The 24,408-nt window shown below is 68.0% G+C and carries 28 protein-coding genes and 1 other annotated feature; of the genes, 21 read left to right on the top strand and 7 right to left on the bottom strand.

All coding sequences use genetic code 11. The annotated features are described in order from the left end of the window. Positions 1-71: 71 nt before the first annotated feature. Genes MFF54_RS22860 through MFF54_RS22830 form a run of 7 tightly spaced genes read left to right on the top strand, consistent with a single transcriptional unit; the run spans position 72 to position 4,416 of the window. On the top strand, positions 72-1,775 hold the full coding sequence (locus MFF54_RS22860; protein WP_096484908.1) for an AAA family ATPase: 1,704 nt from the start codon (positions 72-74) through the stop codon (positions 1,773-1,775). A gap of 37 nt (positions 1,776-1,812) precedes the next feature. After that, on the top strand, positions 1,813-2,079 hold the full coding sequence (locus tag MFF54_RS22855; protein ID WP_096484909.1) for a hypothetical protein: 267 nt from the start codon (positions 1,813-1,815) through the stop codon (positions 2,077-2,079). Beyond that, complete coding sequence (locus MFF54_RS22850) at positions 2,076-2,345, top strand: hypothetical protein (RefSeq protein ID WP_238306516.1); 270 nt, start codon at positions 2,076-2,078, stop codon at positions 2,343-2,345. Before MFF54_RS22855 ends, MFF54_RS22850 begins: the two co-directional genes overlap by 4 nt. After that, the gene (locus MFF54_RS22845; RefSeq protein ID WP_096484911.1) at positions 2,342-2,959 is read left to right on the top strand and encodes a hypothetical protein; all 618 of its coding nucleotides are present in this window, start codon (positions 2,342-2,344) and stop codon (positions 2,957-2,959) included. The genes MFF54_RS22850 and MFF54_RS22845 overlap by 4 nt, the downstream gene beginning before the upstream one ends. After that, a complete protein-coding gene (locus MFF54_RS22840; RefSeq protein WP_096484912.1) occupies positions 2,952-3,281 on the top strand; it encodes a L5-gp82 domain-containing phage-derived protein in 330 nt (109 codons plus the stop codon). The genes MFF54_RS22845 and MFF54_RS22840 overlap by 8 nt, the downstream gene beginning before the upstream one ends. Then, positions 3,281-4,111: a metallophosphoesterase gene (locus MFF54_RS22835; RefSeq protein ID WP_096484913.1), complete on the top strand. Its 831-nt coding sequence runs from the start codon at positions 3,281-3,283 to the stop codon at positions 4,109-4,111. The genes MFF54_RS22840 and MFF54_RS22835 overlap by 1 nt, the downstream gene beginning before the upstream one ends. Positions 4,112-4,113: 2 nt before the next feature. Next, positions 4,114-4,416, top strand: coding sequence for a hypothetical protein (locus tag MFF54_RS22830; RefSeq protein WP_096484914.1), 303 nt, complete (start codon positions 4,114-4,116; stop codon positions 4,414-4,416). On the opposite strand, the gene MFF54_RS22825 is transcribed toward MFF54_RS22830, so the two are convergent. Further along, positions 4,413-4,733 (bottom strand): hypothetical protein, encoded by a 321-nt coding sequence (locus MFF54_RS22825; protein ID WP_096484915.1) that lies wholly within the window; start codon positions 4,731-4,733, stop codon positions 4,413-4,415. The genes MFF54_RS22830 and MFF54_RS22825 overlap by 4 nt on opposite strands. Before the next feature lie 365 nt (positions 4,734-5,098). On the opposite strand from MFF54_RS22825, the gene MFF54_RS22820 reads away from it, so the two are divergent. From MFF54_RS22820 to MFF54_RS22810, 3 genes are all read left to right on the top strand, one after another. Further along, the gene (locus MFF54_RS22820) at positions 5,099-5,587 is read left to right on the top strand and encodes a hypothetical protein (protein WP_096484916.1); all 489 of its coding nucleotides are present in this window, start codon (positions 5,099-5,101) and stop codon (positions 5,585-5,587) included. A 3-nt stretch (positions 5,588-5,590) separates the two neighbouring features. After that, positions 5,591-6,013: a hypothetical protein gene (locus MFF54_RS22815; RefSeq protein ID WP_096484917.1), complete on the top strand. Its 423-nt coding sequence runs from the start codon at positions 5,591-5,593 to the stop codon at positions 6,011-6,013. A 190-nt stretch (positions 6,014-6,203) separates the two neighbouring features. Then, entirely contained in the window at positions 6,204-6,758 is a 555-nt protein-coding gene (locus MFF54_RS22810; protein WP_238306515.1) for a hypothetical protein, read from the top strand. A 539-nt stretch (positions 6,759-7,297) separates the two neighbouring features. Here the strand turns inward: MFF54_RS22810 and MFF54_RS22805 are convergent. After that, positions 7,298-7,549 (bottom strand): hypothetical protein, encoded by a 252-nt coding sequence (locus MFF54_RS22805; protein WP_096484919.1) that lies wholly within the window; start codon positions 7,547-7,549, stop codon positions 7,298-7,300. A gap of 222 nt (positions 7,550-7,771) precedes the next feature. On the opposite strand from MFF54_RS22805, the gene MFF54_RS22800 reads away from it, so the two are divergent. Beyond that, positions 7,772-8,677 (top strand): SDR family oxidoreductase, encoded by a 906-nt coding sequence (locus MFF54_RS22800; protein WP_096484920.1) that lies wholly within the window; start codon positions 7,772-7,774, stop codon positions 8,675-8,677. An 82-nt stretch (positions 8,678-8,759) separates the two neighbouring features. On the opposite strand, the gene MFF54_RS22795 is transcribed toward MFF54_RS22800, so the two are convergent. Together MFF54_RS22795 and MFF54_RS22790 are read right to left on the bottom strand one after the other, a co-directional pair. After that, positions 8,760-9,173 (bottom strand): ester cyclase, encoded by a 414-nt coding sequence (locus MFF54_RS22795; protein ID WP_096484921.1) that lies wholly within the window; start codon positions 9,171-9,173, stop codon positions 8,760-8,762. Beyond that, positions 9,170-10,249, bottom strand: a complete 1,080-nt coding sequence (locus MFF54_RS22790; protein ID WP_096484922.1) for a catalase family protein — start codon at positions 10,247-10,249, stop codon at positions 9,170-9,172. The genes MFF54_RS22795 and MFF54_RS22790 overlap by 4 nt, the downstream gene beginning before the upstream one ends. A gap of 260 nt (positions 10,250-10,509) precedes the next feature. Between MFF54_RS22790 and MFF54_RS22785 the strand changes: the two genes are divergently transcribed. Then, positions 10,510-11,592, top strand: a complete 1,083-nt coding sequence (locus tag MFF54_RS22785) for a catalase family protein (protein WP_096487801.1) — start codon at positions 10,510-10,512, stop codon at positions 11,590-11,592. Between the two features lie 58 nt (positions 11,593-11,650). Here the strand turns inward: MFF54_RS22785 and dps are convergent, their stop codons facing one another. Next, positions 11,651-12,187, bottom strand: coding sequence for a DNA starvation/stationary phase protection protein Dps (gene dps, locus MFF54_RS22780; protein WP_096484923.1), 537 nt, complete (start codon positions 12,185-12,187; stop codon positions 11,651-11,653). Between the two features lie 261 nt (positions 12,188-12,448). Here dps and MFF54_RS22775 point away from each other — a divergent pair. The 4 genes from MFF54_RS22775 (at position 12,449) to MFF54_RS22760 (ending at position 16,031) form a co-directional block, all read left to right on the top strand. After that, positions 12,449-13,677 (top strand): IS3 family transposase gene (locus MFF54_RS22775; protein WP_179698855.1). Its coding sequence is split into 2 segments (ribosomal slippage): positions 12,449-12,737 and positions 12,737-13,677, totalling 1,230 coding nucleotides; the frame shifts between segments, so codons are not numbered across the junction. Next, positions 12,730-12,846: a sequence feature (AL1L pseudoknot), on the top strand. (Overlaps the previous gene by 117 nt.) A 136-nt stretch (positions 13,678-13,813) precedes the next feature. After that, positions 13,814-14,620 carry an SDR family NAD(P)-dependent oxidoreductase gene (locus tag MFF54_RS22770; protein ID WP_096484924.1) on the top strand — a complete coding sequence of 269 codons (807 nt, stop codon included), beginning with the start codon at positions 13,814-13,816 and terminating at the stop codon, positions 14,618-14,620. A 173-nt stretch (positions 14,621-14,793) separates the two neighbouring features. After that, positions 14,794-15,003 (top strand): hypothetical protein, encoded by a 210-nt coding sequence (locus MFF54_RS22765; protein WP_096484925.1) that lies wholly within the window; start codon positions 14,794-14,796, stop codon positions 15,001-15,003. A 320-nt stretch (positions 15,004-15,323) separates the two neighbouring features. Then, positions 15,324-16,031 carry a Crp/Fnr family transcriptional regulator gene (locus MFF54_RS22760; protein ID WP_096484926.1) on the top strand — a complete coding sequence of 236 codons (708 nt, stop codon included), beginning with the start codon at positions 15,324-15,326 and terminating at the stop codon, positions 16,029-16,031. Positions 16,032-16,266: 235 nt separating this feature from the next. Here MFF54_RS22760 and MFF54_RS22755 read toward each other — a convergent pair whose 3' ends face one another. Both MFF54_RS22755 and MFF54_RS22750 read right to left on the bottom strand, forming a co-directional pair. Then, entirely contained in the window at positions 16,267-16,650 is a 384-nt protein-coding gene (locus MFF54_RS22755) for a response regulator (protein WP_096484927.1), read from the bottom strand. Beyond that, positions 16,647-19,370 carry a PAS domain S-box protein gene (locus MFF54_RS22750; protein WP_096484928.1) on the bottom strand — a complete coding sequence of 908 codons (2,724 nt, stop codon included), beginning with the start codon at positions 19,368-19,370 and terminating at the stop codon, positions 16,647-16,649. Before MFF54_RS22750 ends, MFF54_RS22755 begins: the two co-directional genes overlap by 4 nt. Before the next feature lie 348 nt (positions 19,371-19,718). Here MFF54_RS22750 and MFF54_RS22745 point away from each other — a divergent pair, with 348 nt between their 5' ends. From MFF54_RS22745 to sorB, 5 genes are all read left to right on the top strand, one after another. Continuing rightward, positions 19,719-21,167, top strand: a complete 1,449-nt coding sequence (locus MFF54_RS22745; protein WP_238306514.1) for an IS1182 family transposase — start codon at positions 19,719-19,721, stop codon at positions 21,165-21,167. Between the two features lie 366 nt (positions 21,168-21,533). After that, on the top strand, positions 21,534-22,022 hold the full coding sequence (locus MFF54_RS22740; RefSeq protein ID WP_091950927.1) for an RNA polymerase sigma factor: 489 nt from the start codon (positions 21,534-21,536) through the stop codon (positions 22,020-22,022). Continuing rightward, positions 22,022-22,738, top strand: a complete 717-nt coding sequence (locus MFF54_RS22735) for an anti-sigma factor family protein (protein ID WP_091950929.1) — start codon at positions 22,022-22,024, stop codon at positions 22,736-22,738. The genes MFF54_RS22740 and MFF54_RS22735 overlap by 1 nt, the downstream gene beginning before the upstream one ends. Positions 22,739-22,861: 123 nt before the next feature. Continuing rightward, positions 22,862-24,073: a SorA family sulfite dehydrogenase catalytic subunit gene (gene sorA / locus MFF54_RS22730; RefSeq protein WP_096484929.1), complete on the top strand. Its 1,212-nt coding sequence runs from the start codon at positions 22,862-22,864 to the stop codon at positions 24,071-24,073. A gap of 13 nt (positions 24,074-24,086) precedes the next feature. Continuing rightward, positions 24,087-24,407, top strand: coding sequence for a SorB family sulfite dehydrogenase c-type cytochrome subunit (gene sorB, locus MFF54_RS22725; RefSeq protein WP_173807901.1), 321 nt, complete (start codon positions 24,087-24,089; stop codon positions 24,405-24,407). The last annotated feature ends 1 nt before the right edge of the window (position 24,408 follow it).

Raw genomic sequence — 24,408 nt, 5'->3', positions numbered from 1 at the left:
ACGCCGCCGCCTGAGCCACCTGCTCGGCGCCCTTCGCGCATCCTGATCCCGTACCCTGCGAGCTCTCCCCAATGCCCAAGCACGACGCCTCGTCGGCCGCCGCCGTGCGCGCCGCTATCCTCGACCCGCGCCCGTTCGCCGGCCCTCGCGACGGGCAGGACACCCGCACCCGCGTGCAGCTGCTCTACGGCGGAGGGATGTACGGCCACGACGCGGTGGCCGACCTGCGCGCCCGGCTGCAGCCCCTTCTCGGGGCGTCGGGCCTGCGCGACCGCACGTACACCGCGATCGCCGCCGCGATCGAGGAGGCCACGGTCGGCAGGATCTCCACCGTCGAGCGCATGCTCGCGAGCGAGGCGCTCCGCGTCGGCCTGCCGACGCCGACGCTCGCCCTCGTCCGGGACGTTGGCGGGGTGCTCGTCTTCCACCTCGCGGAGCTCGGCTGTGAGCTCGCCTCGGCCCGGCTCGCGGCCGAGCTCCTCAGCATGGCGGTCATGCAGGTCCGGGCCGCCATGCTCGACCGGGCGTTCCTGGCCATCCGGCACGCGCTCCTCCGCGCGGAGGACGCCCAGGCCACCTTCCGGGATGTGCCCTACGTGCCCGGCCCGAGCTATCCGCGCCTGGAGACCTTCGACGTCGAGGCCGCCGCGTGGGTCCAGGCGTGGACGACGATCGGCTCGGCGATCCGGATGGTCGAAGACGAAGACGCAATCCTGCGCGGGGGCGCAGGCCAGCAAGCCGCGCCCCTGGCCGAGCCGCTCCTTCAGGACGGCGACCTCCTCCTCGACCTGCCGGACGTGCCGGCGGGCGAGCTCTCCGCGGAGGAGATCATGGCCGTTGGACGGGCGCGCCGGATCCTCGACGAGGGCGCGGCGCGGAGGGCGGCCGCGGCGCCGCCGTCGCTCGTCGTCGTGCCGTCGCTCGATCACCTGCCGGCCCCCTCGAAGGTCGCACAGGACCGCCGCGACACGCCGCGCGCCGAGTACGATGCGATCGCGGCGAAGGCGCTGCCGCTGCGCCCGGCCCCGGATCCGCAGGCCTTCGTCGAGGCCGGGGCTGCCCGCTTTCCCTGGGCGCGCGAGATCCTGGAGGCGATCGCGCAGGACCTCGTCGGCGCCCGGTTCGCCTGGCTGCGGCCGACGCTCCTGCTCGGCGCGCCGGGCTCGGGCAAGACGGCGCTTGCACGGTGGATCGCCGCCTACCTCGGGCTCGACTTCACGCTCTACGGCGTCGGAGGATCCAGCGACGCGTCCTTCACCTCGACCTCGCGTCAGTGGTCGACCGGGCGCGCCTCGGTGCCGCTGCAGGCGATCCGGCGCGCCGGGTGCGCGACCGTCGTCATCTGCCTCGACGAGATCGAGAAGGCCTCGCACGACCGCCGAAATGGGGCCTTTGCGGACGCCGCGCTGGGTTACCTAGAGCGTTCGTCGGCGAGCGCGCTGTTCGACAGCTACCTGGAATGCCCGGTTAACCTCAGCGCGGTCACCTTCCTCGCCACGGCCAACGAGCGCTCCGGCGTTCCCGGCCCCCTGCTCGACCGGCTGCGGACCCTGCGCGTGCCGCTCCCGCGCGCCGTCGACCTGCCGGTGATCGCGGCCGCCATCGTAGCCGAAGTCCGCGAGGAGCGCGGGCTCTCGGCCGACTGGCTGCCCGACCTGTCGCCCGAGGAGACGGCGCTCGTCGCTCGGCATTTCCGCGGGGGCTCCCTGCGCCCCCTGCGCCGGCTCGTCGAGACCGTGCTGGCCGGGCGCGAGAGCTTGGCCCCTCGGCACTGACCTTCCCCTTCACCACCCCGAACGCCCGGAGGCCGTCATGACCAGCCAGCACCCGAAGCGCGCCCGCCTTCCCGTACTCGACGCCGCCCTCTCGCAAGTGCGCGGCCGTGACGAGGACGGCCTCGTCCGGCCCGAGCTCGCCGACTGCGCGGTGGCGATCCGGCAGCTGGGGCCCCGCGCGTACGCCCTCGGGCTCTTCGCACCGTCGGGCGCCCGGCTGCTCGGACAGACCGTCGTCCGCCTCGCCGAGGCCCTTCCGGCCAACCCCGACGACCGCCGCGCGCCCCGGGAGGAGAGGTCGTGAAACGGATCCGAGGCCCCCCGAACGGAGACGCCCCATGGACACCACCGACAACCTCGACGCCATCGCAGCCCCGGATCCAGGCCGCCTGGGAGAGCGGCCGGATCTGCAGCCTGGTCGGCCGCGGCTGCCGCGCCCGGATCGTGCGCATCGGCCGGCTCGTCACGGCCGGCCGCCTCGATCCTGCCGCCGGCCTGCGCCTCGCGATCGAGACCGAGGCCCTGGCCTTCTGCCTCGCCCCCCTGCCGCCGGAGCCGCCCACGCCATGATCGCCGACGAGTTCCTGAGCATCGCTGGCCCCGCCCTGCGCCATCACGGCGGCGCGGACAGCGTCACCGTCACCGCCGTCGAGCCCTCGCCGCACGGGCCGCTCGTCCGCTGGAACGGGCCGCTCCTCGCCGTCGAGCGCGAGCGGACCGCGGACGGGTCCGCGACGTTCGTCGGCCCCGTGCCCGGCCCGTTCCTGCTCGACCTGCTCGCCCGCACGCTCGCGTGCCGGTGGCGAGACGGCGCGCCACGGTGCCCGCCGGACTGGGCCGAGCGCCTCGCCCGGCGGCACCGGCGCGTCTTCGGCCAGGGGTGCTTCGAGTGCGGTCCCGGCTGGCGCTGGCTGTGGGAAGCGGCGGCCGAGCTCCTCCGCGAGCGCGGCATCCCGGACGGCTTCCACTCGACCCAGCTCAAGGAGAAGTTCGGATGTATTCGATGGTATTACGATGCCAACGAGAACTGCGAATACATGAAGGACATCGTCGACGGTGTCGAACATCTATCGGCTTACATCTGCGAGGAGTGCGGGCGCGCGGGCCGGGTCCGCCAGGGCGGTTGGCTCCGCTGTCTCTGCCCGGAGCACGCCAACGGACGGAGGATCGCGGGCGGTGCCTGAGGTCTACCGCAACCGCACGCGGTGTCGGTGGAGCGTCCGCATTTCCGGACGGGTCGTCGGACGCCGGCTCGGCGTCGTCCTCGTCGGCGTCACGTTCCGGGCGAGCGAGGCGGCCCGTCTCCGGTGCCTGCGAACCGGCGCGAGGGACGTTCACGCTCGGGCGGCCGGCACGGTCGCGGACCTGCCCCGGCCGGAGGGAGTGGCCCGGTTGCGCTACCGCGTCAAGGAGGCCGGGTTTCGGGTGGAGCGGCAGGTCGTCACGAGGGCGCGGGCGGTCTGGTTCGAGGTGGACGGAAGCGCCTGGGCGGTAGGAGGAGAGTGATGACGAGCGTGCTGATCATGAGCGACCTTCACGTCGATGCCTCTCCGTTCGAGCTACCGCCGGGGCCGCGGGTCGACATCGCGATCGTCGCCGGAGACGTCGCCGACGGCCTGACCCGGCGCTCGATCCCGTGGCTGGCTGAGCACATCCGACCACGGGCGCGGCACGTCATCTATGTGCCGGGCAACCATGACCTGTGGCGAGCGAGGCTGCCCGACGAGATCTCCCGGGGCCGGGACGCCGCGATCGCAGCGGATGTGACGCTGCTTGATTGCGGCCAGGCGCGGCACGTCGACGGCATCGAGGTGATCGGGGCGACCCTCTGGACCGACTACGCCGTCGCGGGTCCAGGGCACCGCGAGCTCGCGATGCGGGTCGCGGGGGACCGGCAGGTCGGCATGCGCGATCATCGGCTCATCCAGACCCGAGACCGACTGGGGACGCCGGCCCCGTTCCGGCCCCCGGCGGCGGCCGCGCTCCACGCGGAGCACCGAGCCCGGATCGAGCGGCGGCTCGCGGAGACGTGGGCTGGGCCGCGGATCGTGGTGACGCATCATGCGCCCCATCCCCGGAGCCTGCTGCACGGCGAGGTGCGCGAGGTGATCGACGCCGCCTACGCGAGCGACCTGACGCCGATGATGGAGGGGCCCGGGGCCCCGGACATCTGGATCCATGGGCACGTTCACCGGACGGTCGATTACCGGATCGGGTGCACGAGGGTGCTCGCCAACGCGCGAGGCCACGACACCTCGCATCGGCGCCGCAACGGCGAATGGCGCGTCGAGCTCGAAAATCCCTCGTTCGATCCCGCCTTCGTCCTGGAGCTCTGAAGATGCGCGCCCTGTTCCTTGTCGCCCTGCTCGCGGCTGCGCCGGCGGCGGCGGCGGATCGCCAGCCCGCGCCGGGCCGCTACTGCGCCGCGGGCGTGGACCTGCCCGGCATCACGATCGGCCCGGGCCCCGAGGTCGGCATCGACCTGATGGATTGCCCCGTCGCCACGATCTCCGGCGGGCGGGTCCGGGCCCCGCGCTGTTTCGGGATGGGCGGCGCGGAGGTCAGCTACGACACCGACCTCGTCGTGCGGGAGGATGGCGCCCTGGAGCACGACGACGTGACCTTCCGCCCTTGCCGCTAGGCCTCGGCGCCGACGAGGGCGAGGATCTCGCGGGCCCGGCGCCGGGCGGCCTCGCGGGCCCACCGGACGGCGCGCTCCGGCACGGCCGCCTCGCCGGAGAGCCAGCGCCGCAGCTGGCGCGGATCCTTGCCGAGGTCCTCCGCGAGCTCCCGGGTGAAGCGCCGGCCGTAGAGCAGCTCACCGATCGGCCGGACCTCGGCGACGGCCGAGAGGATCGGGGGGCCGCCGTTCCCCGTCCGGGCGGCCTGGGAGACGAACGTCTGTGCCGTCGGCCGGGTGGCCTCGGCCCGCGCGGGCGACCCGCCGCTCGCTCTCACCCTGCAAGGAAATCGAACTAAACTTCGTGTGGCTTCCCAGGAATACGCTAAGTCACTGATCCAACCGGGGTTTTTATTCAATGAGCGGACCCACGGTGCTGTGGTGAGATTAGAAACTGGGGACCACACCTTGAAGTGTAGCCTGTGCGGCTCGGCGAAAGCGCTCGGAGCAGATGGCGAAGCCATGCCGGTCGGGAAGATCATGAGCTGCGGCATCCTCGCAGTTGAAGGGCGCCAGATTTGGTGTATGATCCTAAACCCAAAGAAGACGCAGGCTGCCCGCTTCTGGGGCTCCCCTTGCGCGACTGCCATAACGGTCGCCCGCTTGTTCCCGTCGATACAGTCAAACAGAAGGTGCCCTGCAGATGACCGAAGCCTTCAGCATTCCGATGCACTTCCGGCCTGCTGACTACACCGCTGAAGTTGACGGAGACGTGCTCATCATCATCGACCTCGCGCTCGGCGCGCAGTCTGTCCTGTCGTGCGCGCATGACATCATGTGTGACCTGTTCGAGCGCGACGTCTGGCAGACTGGCATGCGCACAATCTGCCAGGACAGCACCGACTGCTGGAGTGAGTGGATTGTCTCGGGCGGCGCCTTCGATGCGGTGTCCAGGATCCCCGAGCCGGCGAATGCGGACCGCAACGCTGCGATCGCGTGGATCCGCGAGCGTTACGGTTACCCGCACAAGAACGAAGTGCCGGCTCCGGTGACGAAGGAGGACCTCCGGCAGCGCCTCGCCGACCTAGACGCTGAGGAAGCTGCGGGCGGACCGACGTCCGATGAGGATGCGTTCAGCCGCCACTTCGCCCGCAAGACTTGGGAAAGCGCCCTCCGATATCTTGAGGGCTGACTGATGTCGCAGCCTCCCCGCGTACCTCTCACGCCAGAGCAGATCCAGGCGGCCGTGGACCGTCTGGACCCATCCCGGCAGCTGCTGCGTCAGATGCTCATCGAAACCGGAGAGTTGTCCTTCGGACCGCGGTGGCAGGCCCCGATGGCTGAGGCGCTGTCGAAGGCAGCCGGCAGGCGTGTCAGCCCGCAACAGGTACACAACTTGATCATCGCTCAGCGGAGATTTCCCAATGCGATGATTGAACCCCTCCGCGCTGCTGGTCTGGAACTCACCGCCAGCCTTCGGCTGCGAGCGGATCGGCTTAAAGCTATCTGGGACTCGGACCCTCACGCCTTGGAGATGGCTGCCGAGGAAAAGCGCGAGATCGACAAGGATATGATGACCCTTGCAGACCTAAGCCCCTACAGCCGGAAGGAAGGCTGACGATGATCTGGTTCCACTTGCGCCAAGACAGCGCCAACGAGGAGCAATGAGGCAAATGGTCAGGACGAAGGGTCGACGTCGGCTGGCTTGCCATCACGAAGCCGGACACGCGCTAACGCGATGGTATTTCGGTCACCGAACGGATCGTGCCCTTGTCCTCACCGTTGAGGAAGTCCGCGCGCGCAAAGTCGTGAAGAACCGCAAGGGTGTGCGGATTGTCGGCTGTGAGGGCATCGTCGAAGGGTACGACCTCCATAGCTACCCGTATGGGCTGCCGCGGATTGAAGGCTCTCCGGAGGAACAGGAACGCTTCAAGTACCTCCGCGCTATCACCCGAGACATGGAGCTCATCAACTGCTTCGCCGGGTTCATGGCCGAAGCGCACTACCGGCGTATGTCGGCGGCCGCCTGCATGTTCTTAGGGGGAGAGCAGGACATGGAGCGTGCCAAGCTGGTGGTTGGAGCCTGGGATCTCTCGGACGCAGAGCAGCACGAACTTCTCGCACTGGCCGATGCGAGGGCTGCCGCCCTCGTTCGGTCAAAGGCAGGCGCCGCTGCCATCAAGGCCATCGCCGATGCATTGATGGAGCGTGGGCGCCTGACCGGGGAGCAGATTGCCACACTGTGCCGCCGCGCCTACGGCGGCAGAGAGTGTGCGTATGGTGCCTGGAATGCATACTGGCCGGCCACGCCTGAGCAGATCCGATCAGGCTTCATTCCGGAGCGCCTAAGGCAGGCTGCATAGGACGAGCCACTTGCTGAAGCGGGGGGTGGTAGCATGCAGCCAGACATCCAGATCCCGAAGCAGGATAGTGACGGACATGCGATTCAGCAGAGCATCGGTCCGCGTGGGTTCAGGAGTCCGTGTTCGGCTTCGAGCCAGCCTCAACGCCTTACCTGACACCATCAAGGCTTGGCAGTTCCACGCTGTTGCGCGGTCTACAGCATATTAAGCCGGGCCCCCTTTGCGAGCATTTTCAGTGTGAAATTGGAAATTCTTCATTAATATCAGATTCTTGAGGTCAGCCCCCCCGCCGGCGGTTTCGATACGCGTTCGGATCTCCTAAATCCGTGAACGGCAGCTATCGGATCCTATCCGCTAGCCGGAACCGCTCACTGGAAGACTGCAACGCGCCATCAGCTGACCATTGCCGCCAACCGTCCGAAAGTCCGGTCATCAAGCATTAGCAGACCCCCACGACCAAATCGTGCTACGTGGGTAGCTCACCCATGTCGGCTCCGTTTACCCCGGAATGCCAGGAACTTGGCTGCAGGCGCCAGCGCTCAGACCATTTCTGAGAGGCGCCGCGTATTGTCTGCAACCAGTTCCCGGTAGCGTGCGACGACCTCGCCAGGGCTTCCGCCCGCCATCAGGGTGTTGGCAGCTTCCATTGCGGCCACGACCTTCTCGCCGACCATCGACACCATCTCGGCCTGAGCCTCGGCTCCGCCCCAGGCGATCCGCACCAGCCGCAACTCGATGACCTTCTGCGCCTCCACGGCGAGCAGGAACGCGGCATAGAACGGGTTCAGCATGACGTCTCCGGTGGGTCGGTCCCATCCGACAACGCCTAAGCGGAGGCCCGGTCCCTGCGGACGATGACGCAGGTAAGACCCCAGGGTCGGGTGTGGCGATGATACCCTAACGGCCACTGGAACAGACGCGCGGGTCGGTGATTGGCCCGCTATCCGGGCAGCGCCTTCCCTGAACCGCGCCGCGTGTGCTGCCCTGGCCAAGCCGGCGCCATGGAACACCAGATGACGGATGCCCCGGACCTGCGCCTGAAGATGCAGGACCCCCGCACACAATACCCGCAACCGCCCTTCGAGAAGCAGCCGCAGGAAGCCCCGGGGCTGGCGCAGGCGATGAAGCCCAAGCCCGACCATGGCGAAACCAGCTATCGCGGCCACGGTCGCCTAGAGGGACGCAAGGCCCTCGTCACCGGTGCCGATTCCGGTATCGGTCGGGCAGCCGCCATCGCGTTCGCCCGCGAGGGCGCCGATGTGGCGCTCAGCTTCGTCGCGGACGAGATGCCCGACGCGCAGGAGGTCGCCAAGCTGATCGAGGCGGAGGGCCGCAAGGCGGTGCTGCTGCCGGGCGACATCACCGACAAGGGGTTCTGCGAGGCACTCGTGAAGAAGGCGGTCACCGACCTCGGCGGCCTTGACATCCTCGTCAATAACGCCGGCAAGCAGACGAACCAGAAAGACATCACCGATATCACGGACGAGCAGTTCGACCGGACGCTGAAGACCAACCTCTACGCCATGTTCTGGATCACCAAGGCCGCCCTACCGCACATGCCGGCCGGCGCCTCTGTGATCAACACCGCCTCGGTCGTAGCCTACAACCCGCCGCAGATCCTGGTCGACTACGCGACCACGAAGGCCGGCATCGTCGCCTTCTCGAAGGCGCTGGCCAAGCAGCAGATCGCGAAGGGCATCCGGGTGAACGCGGTGGCGCCCGGTCCGTTCTGGACGGCCCTGCAGCCCTCGGGCGGCCAGCCGCAGGAGAACGTCGAGAAGTTCGGTTCCGAGGTGCCGCTGGGCCGTCCCGGCCAGCCGGTTGAACTCGCTCCGGTCTACGTGTTCCTCGCGAGCCAGGAGGCGAGCTACGTCACCGGCGAGGTCTATGGCGCCACCGGCGGCAACGGCACCGCCTGATCGCTCATCCCGGCGGACGCAGCCTCCGTGGGGTGGCCGCCGGGACGCGGGTTATATCACGTCACGGCGTCGTCGCCGGCCGTCACGTGTCGACGGCGCCGAGTTGCTTGAGCATCGTCAGGTTGTCCATCAACGCCCAGTGTTCGACGAGGCGACCGTCCGCGACCTGGAAGAGGTCCATGACCACGATGTCGATGTGTTGCCCGGTGGCCGGCAGCCCCTGGAACTCGCCGGTATGCCGCCCCTGGAAACGTAGCCGTGCGAGTATGCGGTCGCCCTCGGCGATGAGTTCGTCGACTGGCATAGCAATGTCCGACAGGCCGCCATGCAGGACCGCGGCGAGCTTGCGCACGCCCGCCGGTCCGCGCACCTCGAAGTCGAGGCCCGGGTCGTGCCGGACGAAGTCCGGCGCGATGTTGGCGTCCCACCAAGCATCGTCGCAGTCGCGGAACGCATCGAAGTAGGCGCGGACGAGCCGCTTGTTGTCCTCCCTCATCGGCGCACCGCGCCCGGCTCGTGGATCGGGCAGCGGTTGAAGCGCTCGCGGAACTCGGCCGAATGCCGGTAGGGAGCGTTGCGGGCGCGGTTGATGTTGCCGAGCGGCCGATGCGCGGCGAGCCCGGTCCAGACACTGAAGCGCATCTCCTCATCCACCACCTGGACCCGGGCCGGATCCCAACTGTCCTGGGGCTGGACGCGGAGGACGCCGACCCGCTGGAACGGTGCCTCGTCCTCCTTCCACTCCACCGTAGGATCCTCGACCGGCTGGCGTTCGAGGTCGCGGCAGAGCTGCACGCGGAACTCCCATTCACCGGCGATGCCAGCCATCTCGGACCGCACCGTCTCGCGGATCGCGTACGGCCGACCGGAGGCGTCGATCTCGGCGCCGGTCAGGGCGGTCAGGGCGGGGGCGACCGGGACCAGCGAGAACTTGGCGATGTAGTCACCGTACCGAAACGGCGTCAGGCTGTTGTACGTCTCGCCGAGGGGGTCGACGTTGGGCGCGCCGCCCAGCGAGCCGATGGTGGGGCTGTCGACGCCAAATGCGTGCAGCGCCTTGTTCACCCCGCGCAACACGGTCGAGGCGGCGACCTTCAGTCCCTCCACCCGGTCGGTCGTGCCGGCGAGCAGCTTGAGGCTGCCGAGGAACTTCTCGGCGTTCGGCGCCTGGAACACCTTGCCGTTGACCATGATGAAGTTCTGCGTCGTTCCTTCCGCATCCGGGAGACGCTCGCCCTCGACGTCTAGGACCTTCAAGGCGATGCCCCGGGGCAGGGAGACGGAGTCGGGTAGGATGTCGCCCGCGTTGGTCGACATCCGCATGTACACCTTATGCTCCCCCGCCTTCGCGAACAGGCCCTGGGCCAGTTCGGGGGGCAGCCCCGCATCGACCGTCAGCGTCCCTACGAGGATGCCGTGCGACTTCGCGTGGACCGAGCGCACGGCATGGCCCGAATGCTCCGCGACCCTGGTCAGGATCGTGTCGAAGGCCTCGTTCAGTTGTTCGATGGTCTGCCCTTCGTCGGGCCTCACCACCTCGACATCGGGACTGTATCGAACGGGTGGTTGCACGGTCAGTCTCCTGGCAGCGGCCGAGACAGAACGACAGCGGGTGGGTGACGTTCCGGATTGCGCGACATTCAATCGCCCATGAACGAACCCGGGAACGTACGCCCCGGCGGGCGGCTTGTCGGCGGTACGGCCCGCCCAGCCGCCACGGGTTCGTCGTCTTGCGCCCGCCCTTTGCTCCAAAGCAGCAGGTCGATCCCGCGCCCTGACCCCGGCCAACGTCAAGCAATCCCGTTGGCGCACGACACGATCAGGAGATGCCCATGACCTACCTCCGTTACGCGCCCGACATCGAGACGCCTGCCCCGGACGAGCAGAAGTCCATCGACGGCATCATCCAGGGGATGACCCAGCAGTCGCAGGTCGTGGAGAAGCGCGAGCGTCACGCGGTGCGCGCGAGCCACGCGAAAAGCTCTGCCTGCGTCACCGGGGAGTTGGTCGTCCCCGAAGGCCTGCCGCCCGAACTCGCACAGGGTCTGTTCGCCAAGCCCGGGATGCACAAGGTAGCCGTGCGCTTCGCCCAGGGGCCGGGCGAAACCCTGGGCGACCGCGTGTCGACCCACCGCGGCATGTCGATCAAGGTCTTCGGGGTGCCCGGCGAGAAGCTGCCCGGCCACGACGTCGAGACCCAGGACTTCGTGCTCGCCACCGGCACGACCTTCCCGTCCGGGACGGCGGCCGGGTTCCTGCGCGACGGAACCGTGATCGGCAAGGCGACCGGCCTGCCCGAGGGCGTGAAGAGTGCGGTCGCCGCAACCGCACGCAACCTCAACCGGGTGTTGCATGCCTTCGGCACGGAGAGCGCCATGGCCGACTTCCTCGGCCACCCCTACAGCCATCCGCTCGCCGACAGCTACTTCAGCCAAGCTCCGATGCGGTTCGGGGACTACGTCGCCAAGCTCGGCGCGGTCCCGGCTTCGAAGGCGCAGCTGGACCTGGCCGAATGGCGGCTCGACTCACACGATGACGAGGACGGTTTCCGCCACGCGGCCGCGGCGTTCTTCCGCGACAACGAGGTGGTGTACGAGCTTAAGGCGCAGCTCTGGGCGGATGCTGAGCGCCAGCCCATCGAGGACGCCTCGGTCGACTGGCCGGTCGCGGTCAGCCCGTACCGGACGGTGGCGACGCTTCGGCTGCCGCGCCAAGATGCCTACTCACCCGAGCGGGTGCACTACTTCGACGAGGTGATGACCTTCCGGCCGGCGCACAGCCTCGCGGAGCACCGGCCGCTTGGCTCGGTGATGCGCGCACGGCTGCAGGTCTATCGGGCGCTGAGCGATTTCCGGCATCGCGAGAATGGCGTGACCGCAGAGAACACAGCCTCGCCCGAAAGCATCCCGGCCTGACACCACGTTTCTTGCGACCGCCCCTCAGTACGGTCAGGTACGAAGGGGCGGCCACGGCTCAATTGCGAGCGTCGCCGTCGCGCATCTGACCCGTCGGCTCTTGCACGTGGGCTTCGAGGAACCAGAGGTGCTTGTCGACGGCGCGGGACACCTCCGTGAACAGGTCCGCCGTGTCGGCGTCACCCGCCTCGTCCGTCTCGTCGATGTTCTCACGCACGGCGTTGGCGTAGGCGGCGTAGCTGTCGATCAGCGCGGCGACGTGGTCGGCGATGGCGTAGATGCCGGTCGGGTAGGCGGGCAACTTGGTCTTGTCGGCCACGATTTGCGCCGTTCCCAGGGCCGTGCCACCGAGCTGCACCGCCCGCTCGGCCACCTTGTCGTTGAAGCCGCTGATCTCGGCACGGAAGCCGTCCAGCATCAGGTGGATCCCGATGAACTGCGGCCCTTTGAGATTCCAGTGCGCCTGCTTGATCGCCAGCGCGAGGTCGATGCCGTCCGCCAGCCGGGCGTTCAAAGCCTCGATGGACACCTTCTTGGCGTTGGAATCGGTATTGTTGCGGGTCCGATGAGTACGCGGGGTGCTGCTCGTCGCCATGCTTCTGCTCCGTGATGCCGAGGCGGCAATTGTGTAGAGCGGAGGAGGTTCCCTGGTCGGGTCCGACCTTTGGGCACCCCAGCCCCTGGCCGCCAAGGGTCGCACCGGCCCGTCATGGGGTCGTCGCGACGAGTTCAGGTATCTGTCACGAAGAGGTGGAACGGGAACTTCGAGCCTGCATCACCTCGGCGAGAAGGCCGGAGCACGGAACTGAACCGCGCCGGGTTTTCCGGAGGCCCCAACTCTTGCGAGGATGGAGCCATGACGAAACGAACTCCACCGTTTTCCCCTGAGGTCCGTGAGCGCGCTGTGCGGATGGTGCTGGAGCACCAGGGCGATCACGCCTCTCAGTACGGAGCGATCCGCTCGATTGCCGCCAAGATCGGCTGTTCGGGCGAGACACTGAGGAACTGGGTGCGCCAGGCCGAGCGGGACCAGGGTGTGCGAGCCGGACCGACGACGGACGAGCGCGAGCGGATCAAGGCCCTGGAGCGAGAGAACCGGGAGCTCCGGCAGGCCAACGAGATCCTGAAGAAGGCGTCAGCGTATTTTGCACAGGCGGAGCTCGACCGCCCGTTCAAGCGATGATTGCGTTCATCGACGAGCACCGCGCCACCTACGGGGTCGAGCCGATCTGCCGCGTGCTGCCGATCGCCCCGTCGACGTACCGCGCCCATGCCGCGCGGCGGACCGATCCCGGGAAGCTGCCGGCCCGATCCAAGCGGGACGCGGCGCTTATGGCCGAGATCCGGCGCGTGTACGAGGCGAACTTCCGGGTCTACGGCGTGCGCAAGGTCTGGCGGCAACTCGCCCGCGAGGGGATCGTAGCCGCCCGCTGCACGGTGGCTCGGTTGATGCGGGTGATGGGCTTAGCTGGCGTCGTCCGGGGACGCAGGGTCCGCACGACCATTCCTGATCCGGCGGCGGCCTGTCCGCTCGACCGGGTCAACCGGCAGTTCAAGGCCGCGTGCCCGAACAGATTGTGGGTCGCGGACTTCACCTACGTGGCGACCTGGCGTGGCTTCGTTTACGCCGCCTTCGTGATCGACGTCTTCGCGCGCCGGATCGTAGGCTGGCGTGTGTCGCGCTCCGCCCGGGCTGACTTCGTGCTCGATGCCCTGGAGCAGGCCCTGCACGAGCGCCGCCCTTTCGCCGGCGGCGGTCTTGTCTGTCACTCCGACCGCGGGTCGCAATACGTCAGCATCCGCTACACCGAGCGTCTCGCCGAGGCAGGTATCGAACCCTCCGTCGGTAGCGTTGGAGATTCCTACGATAATGCGCTCGCCGAGACGGTGATTGGCCTGTTCAAGGCCGAGGTCATCCATCGGCGTGGCCCGTGGCGGTCGTTCGAAGCCGTCGAGTTTGCCACCCTCGAATGGGTGGATTGGTTCAACAACCGCCGACTGCTCGAACCAATCGGGAATATCCCTCCCGCCGAGGCCGAAGCGCGCTACTATGCCCAGGCCAAGGTACAAGCCTTGGCCGCCTGATCCAAACCGAATAGCCTCCGGGAAACCCGGAGCGGTTCAGAACTCCCACGGAACCTCTCCCGCAAGGCGGACTTCCCATTCACCGCTCATGGTGTGACACGGGGCGGCCCTCTCGAACGGTGACGGAACGAGACAGATGGATCTTGGCATCAGCGGACGGATCGCGGTCGTGACGGGAGCCAAGTCTGGCATGGGCCGCTCGACCGCCGAACATCTCTTGCGCGAAGGCGTCCACGTCGTCCTGACCGACAAGGAAGGCCCTGAGTTGCAGGCCACCGCCGAGGAACTGGCGGCGCTGGGCCCGGTCCGTGCCATCGAAGCGGACCTGAGCACGGCCAAGGGGATCGAGGTGCTCGCCGCCTTCGCCAACATGGCCTTCGACGACAAGCCGACCATCCTCGTCTGCGCCGCTGGGATCACCGGGGCGTCGGGGGACTTCCTGGACCTCACCGACGACGACTGGCTTGAGGCGTTGCAGACCGACCTCATGGCCGGGGTGCGCGCGACCAGGGCCTTCATTCCGCACATGCGCAAGGCGGGCTGGGGCCGCGTTGTGCTGTTCTCGTCCGAGGACGCCGTGCAGCCCTACGTCGAGGAACTGCCCTACGCGGCGGCCAAGGCGGGCGTCCTGAACCTCGCGAAAGGATTGTCCAAGGCCTACGGGCCGGACGGCGTGCTTGTGAACGCGGTCGGGCCGGCCTTCATCGCAACGCCGATGACTGACGCGCAGATGGAGAAGAAGGCCAAGGAGAAAGGCATCTCGTTCGACGAAGCGGTCCAGGTCACTCTGGACGAGGAGCGCCCCGGCATCGTCGCCAAGCGGCGCGGCCGCGCGGAGGAAGTCGCCGCCGCGGTCACGTTCCTCTGCTCGGAACATGCCAGCTTTATCACGGGCGAGTTCCTCAGGGTCGACGGCGGTTCGGTCATGACCATGGGAGCTTAGCCCTCCTGATAGCCGGCGGCCTCACTTCGCCGTGCGGTCTTCGACGGGTTGCTATCGAAGGTCCACGTCGTAAGCGCGCCGCCGTCGGCCCCGCGGCCACGGTCCCAGGAACCGTCGTCGGTAGCGGGGGCTTTTTACCGACCCCGGGGCATGCCCGGGCAAAAGGGTAGGTCATGTCCACAGATACCGAAATGCACCGCCAGTTGCTCGGCGCGTTGAAGGATGCCCAGGGCAAGGGCGACGGTAGCTTCGAGAAGGCCGTCACCGCCGCCTTCGAGCACGTCTTCGAACATCTTGGCCGATTGAACGACCACGTTTCGCCGAGCAGTCCCGACGGAGGCGACCGCCACTTGCAGCCGGGCGAGTCCCCGACGCTCCGGTAGTCCGGGGCGCGGACGGACGTCATGGTCCTCAGCTGTCGCGTCCATCCTTGCCTCTGTCTCGCCTGGCTGAGCCTGCATACACCGCTTTTCAACGAGCTTGGGATCGGGTGTCAGAAGCCGCGCATCCCCGCGCCTACAGTCGGTCACGACCACGTCAAGCTCTCCTAACCCAGGAACAGCGTAGTTTCCTACCAGGCTCTTCGCGTGTAAGTTGAGCCCGCCGTGGCGTGGCTCTCGTAGCTGCCGGCGACCATGTGCCGTTCGCGCTCCCATGTTCATCCCCTAGGCCAGCTTTCGTGAACCCAGAACCGCTCCATGCGATGGCCGGGCTCGTGCGCACGCTCACGCGCTTTACCGCCCTCACCGAGGCCGAGCAGCGGGCCATCCAGGATCTGTCGGTGCGACCGCGTGTCGTCGCGGCCGGAGCCGACCTCGTACGGGCAGGCGATGCGCCTGCGCAGTGCTGCCTCGTCGTCGACGGCTGGCTCTGCCGCTACCGGCTGCTCAGTGGGGGCCGGCGGCAGATCCTCGGCCTCTACCTCCCGGGGGATGTCCCCGATCTGCAGAACCTACACCTGCCCGTCCGCGAGGACGGTCTTGCGGCTCTGACCAAGGCCACGGTTATCCTGATCCCGCACGACAAGCTGCGCGCGCTCACCGCCGCCTTCCCCAACCTCGCTACCGCACTCTGGTGCTCCACGCTGGTCGATGCCGGGATCCAGCGGGCCTGGCTGGTCGGCCTGGGCCGGCGCTCCGCCCACGAGCGGGTCGGCCACCTTATCTGCGAACTATACCTGAGGCTCGCGGCAATCGGCTTGGCGGCCGACCACCGCTGCCAATTTCCCCTGACGCAGACTTGCCTGGCCGACACGCTCGGCGTCACCAGCGTGCATATCAACCGCACCTTCAAGGCAATGCGTAAGCAGGAGCTTCTTACCCTGCGCCGCAACGTCCTCACCATCCATGCCTGGGATGCGCTCGTCTATGCCAGCGGCTTCGACCCAGGCTACCTCCACCTAGCACGGTAGCTGGCGACGGCGCGCTTCCCCGATTGGGTGCCTTGCCTCCTGTATCTGGGCCAGTATGGCGCGCTAACGGGCAAGCGACAGCCTTGCGCGAGGCGCCACTTCCCACCCTTCGCAGACCCTCGGGAGGTCCGCTCCGAGGCAGCTTGGCGGAGGATGACTTATGTCCAGGTTGGGCGGATTTATGCCTGCTCGCTCCCCTCGATTCGACGCTCTGAAGCGGACAGGAGCTTCTGGCTCATGCGGCAAAACTACGGATTGCCGAGATTACCTTGCTCTCGCGGAAGGGCTTGTTGCAAAATACGCCTCGCGCCGGAATAGCGTCGAGGTCCGGCGCCAGAGCCCCCGTCAGGACCAGCTCGATGGGAGGCCAGCGGTCCCGGATCATCGCCACCAGCTTCAGCCCGGTGGTTGAGCCGCGTACGTCGAGGTCGGCGAACACCACTCGGATGTCCGTGCGCTCCTCCAGAGTGCGCACCGCCGCCTGAGCAGTGCGCACCACGACTGCGACGCATCCCGCCTCCTCGACGAAGTCCCTCATGATGCCGGCCAGGATCGGCTCATCTTGGAGCACGAGCACGACCGGCCGCGCTTCGTCGCCGTCCGTCCCGGTCATCGTCATGAGCGTTGCACCTCGATCAGCGGTGCACGCATCACCGCGATCACCCCGTCCGTGTCGTATGTAACGTCGACCTCGCCCGTTCCGACGAGACCCGTGCGGATTAGGCGCGAACCGAAGCCTCGCCGGGTCGGCGCTACCACGGGAGGACCTCCGTGCTCGCGCCACCGCAGCACCAGCCCGGGCTCCCCAGTCGCGGTATCGATCCACCATTGCACCTCGACCTCGCCCTCTTCGCCGGACAGGCTGCCGTACTTGGCCGCGTTGGTCGCTAGTTCATGGAGGAGCAACGACGCTGACAGCGCAGCACTTGGTCCGAGCGCCACGTTGGGGCCGTCCAGCGTGAAGCGCCGCGCCTCGGCCGCGTTGCCCAGAACCTCTCGGCATACGGTCCGCAGGTCGGCAGACGTCCAGTCCTTGCGCAGCAAAAGGTCGTGGGCCGAGGCCAACGCCTGGATGCGCTTATGGAACGCCTCGACCGGCTCGCGCTCCGGAACAGACCGCAGCGTCTGGTGCGCGATGCTCACGACCATCGCCATCGTGTTCTTAAGGCGGTGGGAGAGTTCGTGGTTCAGCAGGTCCTGCCGCTCCTCGGCACGCCGACGCTCGACGGCTTGGCGGGTCAGCTCAGCGATCTGCCGAATGAACGAGACCTCCGATTCGGTCCAAGACCGCGGCTGCCCGTCATTCACGTAAAGCACCGCCACCGTCCGGCCCTTCTCGACTATGGGCACGTTCACCAGGGTGCGCGCGGAGACCGCCTCTAGTGTCGTGGCGGAGGCGGCGGTGCGCGGGTCGTCGCGCACGTCCGCAATGACGACCGTCCGCCCCTGCCGGAGGTCTTCAGCGTAGAGGCCGTAATCGTCCATGCGATAGTGGCCGGCCAGCGTCGGGAAACCCGCCGCGGTCCAGTCCTCCTCGACCACGAAGCTCTCACCGTCCGGGCCGACCGTGCCGTAGCCAACCCGACCGACGCCCAAGACGCGCCCGAGGATCGTCGAGCCCGCCATCGCTATCGCGTTGGCGTCAATGCCGGCTCGCAACCGGTCCCCGAACTCCAGGAGGCCGTTGCGGCGGGCATCGGCCTGCACCCGCTCCGTCACCTCCAGGAAGATGACGCCGAAGCGTTCGCCACCGAGCGAGAAGGCACGGCCCTCGTACCACCGCGCGAGGGTCCCGACCTGACGGACGAACGTTACCGGTTCGCCGGTCTCGACCACGTCGGCAAACTCGTCGACCCAGGCGTCCTCGATGCCAGGGAATACCTCGCGGATCGTGCGGCCGACAACGCTGTCTGAGGCGATGCCGACGAGCCGGCCCCAGGCCGAGTTGACGTCGACGTAGCGCCAGTCCGTGATGCGTCCGGTTGTGTCGCGCACAACCTCGCCGACGATGAAGCCCTCGCTCAGGCGCTCGAACAGGCTGCGCCAGTGGGCCTCGCTGTCCGCGAGGCGCCCCTCAAACAACTTCTGCTGGGTGATGTCACGCGAGACGGAAAGGATCCTCTCCGGCCGCCCGTCAGCACCAAAGATCGGCGTGACCTGCACGTCCCACCACCGGGGCTTGCCGAGCAAGGTATCGGCCGGACCTTGGAAATGGCCGACGCCGCCACGCTTGGCCGTGGCCAGGGCCTCCAAGGCATCGACGTGTCCCCGGCCCCGCCAGAAGCTCGGCCACGGGCAGCCCTTGATCTGATTGAAGTCGCCGACCTCCATCACCTTCATGCCGCCCTCGCTCATGAAGGTCAGGCCTCCGTCGAGGTCGAGCACCTTGATGCAGTCGGCCGAGGACGCCAGGACGCCCTGCATGAACTCGGAGTCGGCCTTCTGCTTGGCGGCAATGTTGCGCTCATCCGTGCGGTCGCTCATCGCCTTGACGAAACCCTGGTGCGTCCCGTCCACCCCGCGCAGCGAGGTCATGTCGCCGACCGCGTAGAAACGGTCGCCGTCCTTGCGCAAATGCCAGCGCACGTCCCTGGCATGCCCGTCGCGGAGGACAATGGCCATCTCCTCCCGCGCGCGATCGGAGGCCTGGTCTTCGGGCGTGAAGATCCGCTCGACGGTCTGCCCGCCCATCTCATCGGCCGACCAGCCCAGGATGCGTTCGGCCCCGACGTTCCAGTCGGTCACCTTGCCCTCGGTGTCGGTAACGATGATCGCCATTTCGCTGGCGCTGTCGAAGATCGCGCGGTGGCGCTTCTCGCTGTCGGCCAAGCGTTGCCGGTTGCGGTGCGCCTCCGTGACATCGATCTGGCTGCCAAAGCGGTAGCGCAGCCGTCCCTCCCCGTCGAAAACGGGTCCGACGAACAGGGCATTCACGAACGTCGTGCCGTCGCGGCGATGGTTGGTGATCTCGACGGTGAGGTCGCGGTCGTCGCGTAGCGCTGCGCGGATTTCGTCGACGCAGCCCGGTTCGGTATTCGGCCCCTGGAGGAAGCGACAGTTGCGCCCGACGACCTGGTCCAGGTCGTAGCCCGTGAGGTCGAGGAAGGCGCGGTTGGTGTAGACGATCGGGTCATCGTCCTGATTGGGATCCGTGAGGATGATCGGCAGGCTGGTCCTGTCGACGGCGGAGAACAGCACGTCGGCGTTGGCCGCTGCCGAGCGGCGTCGTTGATCGGATGGATCCAGACCGGGTTCAGGCTGCTCGGCAAGCCTCTCCCGCAGGCGCAGGACTTCTGCCTCAAGCTCCTCGCGCGAGAGGCGGTGCACATCGCTATTCATCGAGAGGTAAGCCTGGCCCTCGGTGGCCGACGTCGTTCACGGACGTTGCGAAGAGCCACGTGCCCTCACACCGCCATGCCGGGTGCCGGATCCGCGTCTTAAAGCCGTTTTTTCACCTGAGTTAAAGTCGCCGGTTGTCGGGCGAATGGCCGCTTTCGGGATCCGCAGACGACTGCTCGGGTCTGGGTTGGGCCGGAGGCGGAACGTCCGCTTCAGGGTGACGGGCCAGGGTCGGCTCCCCATCCGATCCGGACCTTCAGCGGCAGCGCCTCGAATGTCCGCAATGGGTCCAGGCTGTGTGAAAACGCGCTGATCTGGTAGAGTAATTTCCGATCTTGGGAGGTCGGGATGAAGCGCTTCATTGCAGGCGAGGATCGTCAGCAGATCACACTCCTTCCCGACTGTCTGGACGACTACATCACCGCCGACAACCCGGTTCGCCTCGTCGAAGTGTTCGTCGATGAGCTCGATCTGGGCGCGCTCGGCTTCGCGGGCGCGGTACCGGAGGCCACGGGTCGTCCGGCCTACCATCCAGCGACGCTGCTCAAGATCTACCTCTACGGCTATCTCAACCGCGTCCCGTCGAGCCGGCGTCTCGAACGCGAGAGCCAACGCAACGTCGAACTGATCTGGCTCACCGGCCGGCTGATGCCCGACTTCAAGACGCTGGCCGACTTCCGCAAGGACAACGGCCCTGCCATCCAGGCCGCCTGCGCGCAGTTCGTGGTGTTGTGCCGCCGGCTGAACCTGTTCAGCAAGGCCGTCGTCGCCATCGACGGCAGCAAGTTCAAGGCGGTCAACAACCGCGACAAGAACTTCACCGCCGCGAAGGTCGAGGCGCGCTTGGCGCAGGTCGAGACGAGCATCGGCCGTTATCTTGCTGCGCTGGATCGGGCCGACCGCGAGCCGAGCGACATCGCCGAGGCGCGCACGACACGGCTCAAGGAGAAGATTGCGGGCCTGCGCGCGCAGATGCAGGTCCTCCAGGCGAGAGGGCAGCAGGTCGAGGCTGCACCCGACGGCCAAGTCTCGCTGACCGACCCCGACGCGCGCTCCATGGCGACCAGCGGCAAGGGTACGGGCATGGTCGGCTACAACGTCCAGGCCGCGGTGGATGCCGAGCACCATCTGATCGTGGCCCACGCCGTGACCAACGTCGGCAGCGACCGGGCGCAACTCGCGCCGATGGGGCTCCTGGCTCAGGAGGCGACGGGGTGTGCCACGCTCACGGTGCTGGCCGACCGGGGCTACCTCAGCGGGGAACAGGTTCTGGCCTGCGAGGGCACCGGCGTGCTGCCATGCGTGCCCAAGACCCTGACCTCGGGCCACGCCAAGCGCGGCCTCTTCACGGGACAGGACTTCGTCTACGACGCCAGCCATGACCGTTACACCTGTCCCGCCGGCCAGCACCTGACCAAGGGCGTTACCCGGTCCGATCGTCGGGCCGATGGCGACGAGATAGATCACTACCGCAACCTGACGGCCTGTCTCGATTGCGCTCTCAAGCCCCGCTGCACGCCAGCGGAGACGCGGCGTGTCAAACGCTGGGTGCACGAGGGCGTGCTTGATGCGATGCAGGAGCGGCTCGACCGGATGCCGGACGCGATGAAGATCCGTCGCCAGACCGTGGAGCACCCGTTCGGTACGCTGAAGGCCTGGATGGGCGCCACTCACTTCCTGACCCGGACCTTGGCGAAGGTCAGGACCGAGATGAGCCTGCAAGTTCTGGCCTACAACATGAAGCGGATGATCCAGATCTTCGGGGTCCGCCCGCTGCTGGCGGCCATCCGAACCTGAGGCCAGCAGCTCGATCTCCGGCGCAACGCGGTGCGCTCGCCCCAATCCCGAGGGATCTGCGTTTCCACACGGCCTCGGTCAGGAGTTCGCCCGCCGATTGTTCGGCTGTGCGCCATGAGCGGACATCAACTCGATACCCGGAACCGGACATTCAGCTTCGCGCCCACCCCGGTCTTAAAACCGCATCCTCACAATGCCTGAAAGCAGACATACGAGCTTGCAATCGATTGTTCAGCAACAGCAACGCTCCGAGTAGCGCTGCAGAGGTGTAAGGCCTCCCGACATCCACAACCATCGACGACCGTTGCGACTCTGTGTGGACATGCATCGATGTGCTATGGAGTGCGGGGAGGATGACACATCAGGATGCGGTCCATCGGTGAGCACCTCGTCGAAGCGTGGCCGCGCCTGTTCCGCTACGCGCTGACGCTGACGCGGGAGCCCGACGCCGCGCGCGACCTGATGCAGCAGAGCGCCCTCAAGGCGCTCTCGACGGGGACGACGCCGAGCGAACCGCGGGCGGCCCGCGCCTACCTGTTCCGGATCGTGCGCCACGCCTGGATCGATCGGCTCCGCCGGAACCGGACCCGCCGCGAGGACGATCTCGTGGATTGGCCCGACGAAGGGTTCGACGACCGCCTGATTGAGGCCATCGCCGTGCGCCAGGCTTTCGCCACCCTCGATGCACCCTGCCGAAAGGTCGTGACCTGCGTGGACGTCGAAGGCCTGAGCTACCGGGAGACCGCCAAACGGCTCGGCATTCCCGTCGGCACGGTCATGAGCCGTCTGCACAGGGCGAGGCGGATCATGCTGCACCGGATCGCCGAGCCGTCCGATGGGAGCGAGGGGCCGTGATGCGCTGGGAGACCCTCAATGCCTACGTCGATGGGGAACTTGATGCGAAGGACCGGCGCGCGGTCGCGGAGACGCTGGCCCGCGATCCGGTCCTGGCCGCGCGGGTCGCGACCCTGACCCGGCTGAAGCAGGGGGTGAAACGGGAGGTGAAGGCTGCGGTCGTGCCGCCCCCGCGCGCGCCGATGGCCCGCGCCTCCCTCGGATGGGCGTGCGCCGCGGCCCTGGTCGTCCTCGTCGGCACCGGCTGGCTGGCCCCGTCGTCTCGCCCGCCGGCCGACGCCGCGCGCGCGGCCTTCATGGCCTGGAGTGCGGCGGGCGCACCCGCGAACGCCATGCAGCCCGCGGGCGGCCTGAACGGCTTCCCCCTCGATCTCGGGGCGGCGGGCTTCCGCTTGGTCTACCTGTCCGAGGGTGACGGTTCGGCTGGCCGGCTTGCCGGTTACGAGGGGCGTCACGGCTGCCGGCTCGCCGTCTGGAGCAGGCCGTCGCGCGGGCAGGCCGGACTCGAGATCGCGCAAGGGGACCGCGACCTGCGTGTGGCGCGCTGGGACAGCAAGGGGCGCCGCTACGTCCTCCTGTCCGAGACGGTGCCGGCCGAGCGCTTCGCCCTGCTGGCCGAGGCGGCCGTGCTCCTCACCGAACCGACCAAGACGGACCGCCTGCGGCTCGCCCTGGACCGGGCCACCGGCCTCTCTGAACGCCCCTGCACCGGCTGACCGGCGCGGGCCGCGGAATTTATTTCGACCCGCCGCGAATAGACCGGGGGCGACGTGCGTCTCCTCCTCCGCACGTCGCGGGCCCGGTCGCCGGAGTCACGCGCGAAACCGGGGAGGAATCGGATGCTCGACAGACGCGATCTCATCAGGCGGGCGGGTCTCACCGCCCTGGCGGGCCTCGGCGGCGGCAGCTTCGCGTCGTTGCGGGCACTCGCGGGCGACACCACCACGCTGCCCTTCGGCAACGGCGAGCGGCCCCTGGTGGCCTATCCGGGCAAGCGCCCGCTGCTCCAGATGACCGCGCGCCCGCCGCAACTGGAGACCCCGTTCTCGGTGTTCGACGAGGGCGCCATCACGCCCAACGACGCGTTCTTCGTGCGCTACCACCTCGCCGACATCCCGACCGAGATCGACCCCGAGACCTACCGGGTCGCGATCAAGGGCCATGTCGAGAAGGAGGTCTCGCTCTCGCTCGCCGACCTGAAGGCGATGCCGACGACCGAGATCGTCGCGGTCAATCAGTGCTCGGGCAACTCTCGCGGCTTCTTCGAACCGCGCATGGCCGGCGGGCAGCTCGCCAACGGGGCGATGGGCTGCGCCCGATGGACCGGCGTGCCGCTGAAGGCGGTGCTCGACAAGGCCGGGGTGAAGGCGGGCGCCGTCGAGGTCGCCTTCACCGGCCTTGACGGCCCGGTGATCCCGGAGACGCCGGACTTCGCCAAGTCGCTCAAGCTCGACCACGCCCGCGACGGGCAGGTGATGCTCGCCTGGGGCATGAACGGGCAGGATCTGCCCTGGCTCAACGGCTATCCCCTGCGCCTCGTCGTGCCAGGATTCTACGGCACCTACTGGGTCAAGCACCTGGAGAGCATCAGCGTGCTCGACAAATCCTTCGACGGCTTCTGGATGCAGAAGGCCTATCGCATCCCCGACAACGACTGCGCCTGCACGCAACCCGGCAAGGCGGCGGACAAGACCGTGCCGATCAACCGCTTCACCGTGCGCTCCTTTCTCACCAACCTGACCGACGGGGCGGACGTGAAGGCCGGGCGCACGCCCTTGCGCGGCATCGCCTTCGATGGTGGCTCGGGAATCAAGTCGGTGGCGGTCTCGACCGACAACGGCAAGACCTGGGCGGAAGCGCGGCTCGGGCAGGATCTCGGCCCCTACGCCTTCCGGCCCTGGACCCTCGACGCGGAGCTGTCGCAGGGGGCGCACGCGATCCGGGTGCGGGCAACCGCCAACGACGGGGCGAGCCAGCCGATGGAGCCGCGCTGGAACCCGGCCGGGTACCTGCGCAACGTGGTCGAGACCACCCGCGTGCGCGCGGCCTGAGGGAGTGACGACGATGACCCGCACCACCCTCGCCCTGACGGCGGCGCTTGCCTTCGCCACCGGCGCGGCCCTCGCCGCCCCGAAATCCTACGCGGTGCCGGAGCCGACCGCGGAGCTGCGGGCGCCGAAGGCCGGCACGCACGCGGAGGGCTTCGAGGCGGCCCAGGCGAACTGCCTCGTCTGCCATTCGGTGGACTACATCGCGATGCAGCCGCCCGGCAAAGGCGCGGCCTTCTGGGAGTCCGAGGTGACCAAGATGGTCAAGGTCTACCACGCGCCGATCGACGCGGCGCAGGCCAAGGCCATCGCCGCCTACCTCGCCGACACCTACTGAG

This window comes from Methylobacterium gregans, from assembly GCF_022179245.1.
Lineage (GTDB): Bacteria > Pseudomonadota > Alphaproteobacteria > Rhizobiales > Beijerinckiaceae > Methylobacterium > Methylobacterium gregans.
The sequence above is the reverse complement of the archived record's forward strand: the minus strand, read 5'-3'. Positions and strand labels throughout refer to the sequence as shown.

What these genes read in the sequence shown, in the direction of transcription:
- MFF54_RS22760 (WP_096484926.1), top strand. Translation starts at nt 15,324, where the DNA reads ATGGCCGGGCTCGTGCGCACGCTCACGCGCTTTACCGCCCTCACCGAG.
- MFF54_RS22815 (WP_096484917.1), top strand. Translation starts at nt 5,591, where the DNA reads ATGTCGCAGCCTCCCCGCGTACCTCTCACGCCAGAGCAGATCCAGGCG.
- MFF54_RS22745 (WP_238306514.1), top strand. Translation starts at nt 19,719, where the DNA reads ATGAAGCGCTTCATTGCAGGCGAGGATCGTCAGCAGATCACACTCCTT.
- MFF54_RS22800 (WP_096484920.1), top strand. Translation starts at nt 7,772, where the DNA reads ATGACGGATGCCCCGGACCTGCGCCTGAAGATGCAGGACCCCCGCACA.
- MFF54_RS22805 (WP_096484919.1), bottom strand. Translation starts at nt 7,549, where the DNA reads ATGCTGAACCCGTTCTATGCCGCGTTCCTGCTCGCCGTGGAGGCGCAG.
- MFF54_RS22795 (WP_096484921.1), bottom strand. Translation starts at nt 9,173, where the DNA reads ATGAGGGAGGACAACAAGCGGCTCGTCCGCGCCTACTTCGATGCGTTC.
- MFF54_RS22750 (WP_096484928.1), bottom strand. Translation starts at nt 19,370, where the DNA reads ATGAATAGCGATGTGCACCGCCTCTCGCGCGAGGAGCTTGAGGCAGAA.
- MFF54_RS22830 (WP_096484914.1), top strand. Translation starts at nt 4,114, where the DNA reads ATGCGCGCCCTGTTCCTTGTCGCCCTGCTCGCGGCTGCGCCGGCGGCG.
- MFF54_RS22860 (WP_096484908.1), top strand. Translation starts at nt 72, where the DNA reads ATGCCCAAGCACGACGCCTCGTCGGCCGCCGCCGTGCGCGCCGCTATC.
- MFF54_RS22755 (WP_096484927.1), bottom strand. Translation starts at nt 16,650, where the DNA reads ATGACGATGACCGGGACGGACGGCGACGAAGCGCGGCCGGTCGTGCTC.
- dps (WP_096484923.1), bottom strand. Translation starts at nt 12,187, where the DNA reads ATGGCGACGAGCAGCACCCCGCGTACTCATCGGACCCGCAACAATACC.
- MFF54_RS22785 (WP_096487801.1), top strand. Translation starts at nt 10,510, where the DNA reads ATGACCTACCTCCGTTACGCGCCCGACATCGAGACGCCTGCCCCGGAC.
- sorA (WP_096484929.1), top strand. Translation starts at nt 22,862, where the DNA reads ATGCTCGACAGACGCGATCTCATCAGGCGGGCGGGTCTCACCGCCCTG.
- MFF54_RS22820 (WP_096484916.1), top strand. Translation starts at nt 5,099, where the DNA reads ATGACCGAAGCCTTCAGCATTCCGATGCACTTCCGGCCTGCTGACTAC.
- MFF54_RS22845 (WP_096484911.1), top strand. Translation starts at nt 2,342, where the DNA reads ATGATCGCCGACGAGTTCCTGAGCATCGCTGGCCCCGCCCTGCGCCAT.
- MFF54_RS22835 (WP_096484913.1), top strand. Translation starts at nt 3,281, where the DNA reads ATGACGAGCGTGCTGATCATGAGCGACCTTCACGTCGATGCCTCTCCG.
- MFF54_RS22855 (WP_096484909.1), top strand. Translation starts at nt 1,813, where the DNA reads ATGACCAGCCAGCACCCGAAGCGCGCCCGCCTTCCCGTACTCGACGCC.
- MFF54_RS22770 (WP_096484924.1), top strand. Translation starts at nt 13,814, where the DNA reads ATGGATCTTGGCATCAGCGGACGGATCGCGGTCGTGACGGGAGCCAAG.
- MFF54_RS22765 (WP_096484925.1), top strand. Translation starts at nt 14,794, where the DNA reads ATGTCCACAGATACCGAAATGCACCGCCAGTTGCTCGGCGCGTTGAAG.
- MFF54_RS22740 (WP_091950927.1), top strand. Translation starts at nt 21,534, where the DNA reads ATGCGGTCCATCGGTGAGCACCTCGTCGAAGCGTGGCCGCGCCTGTTC.
- MFF54_RS22735 (WP_091950929.1), top strand. Translation starts at nt 22,022, where the DNA reads ATGCGCTGGGAGACCCTCAATGCCTACGTCGATGGGGAACTTGATGCG.
- sorB (WP_173807901.1), top strand. Translation starts at nt 24,087, where the DNA reads ATGACCCGCACCACCCTCGCCCTGACGGCGGCGCTTGCCTTCGCCACC.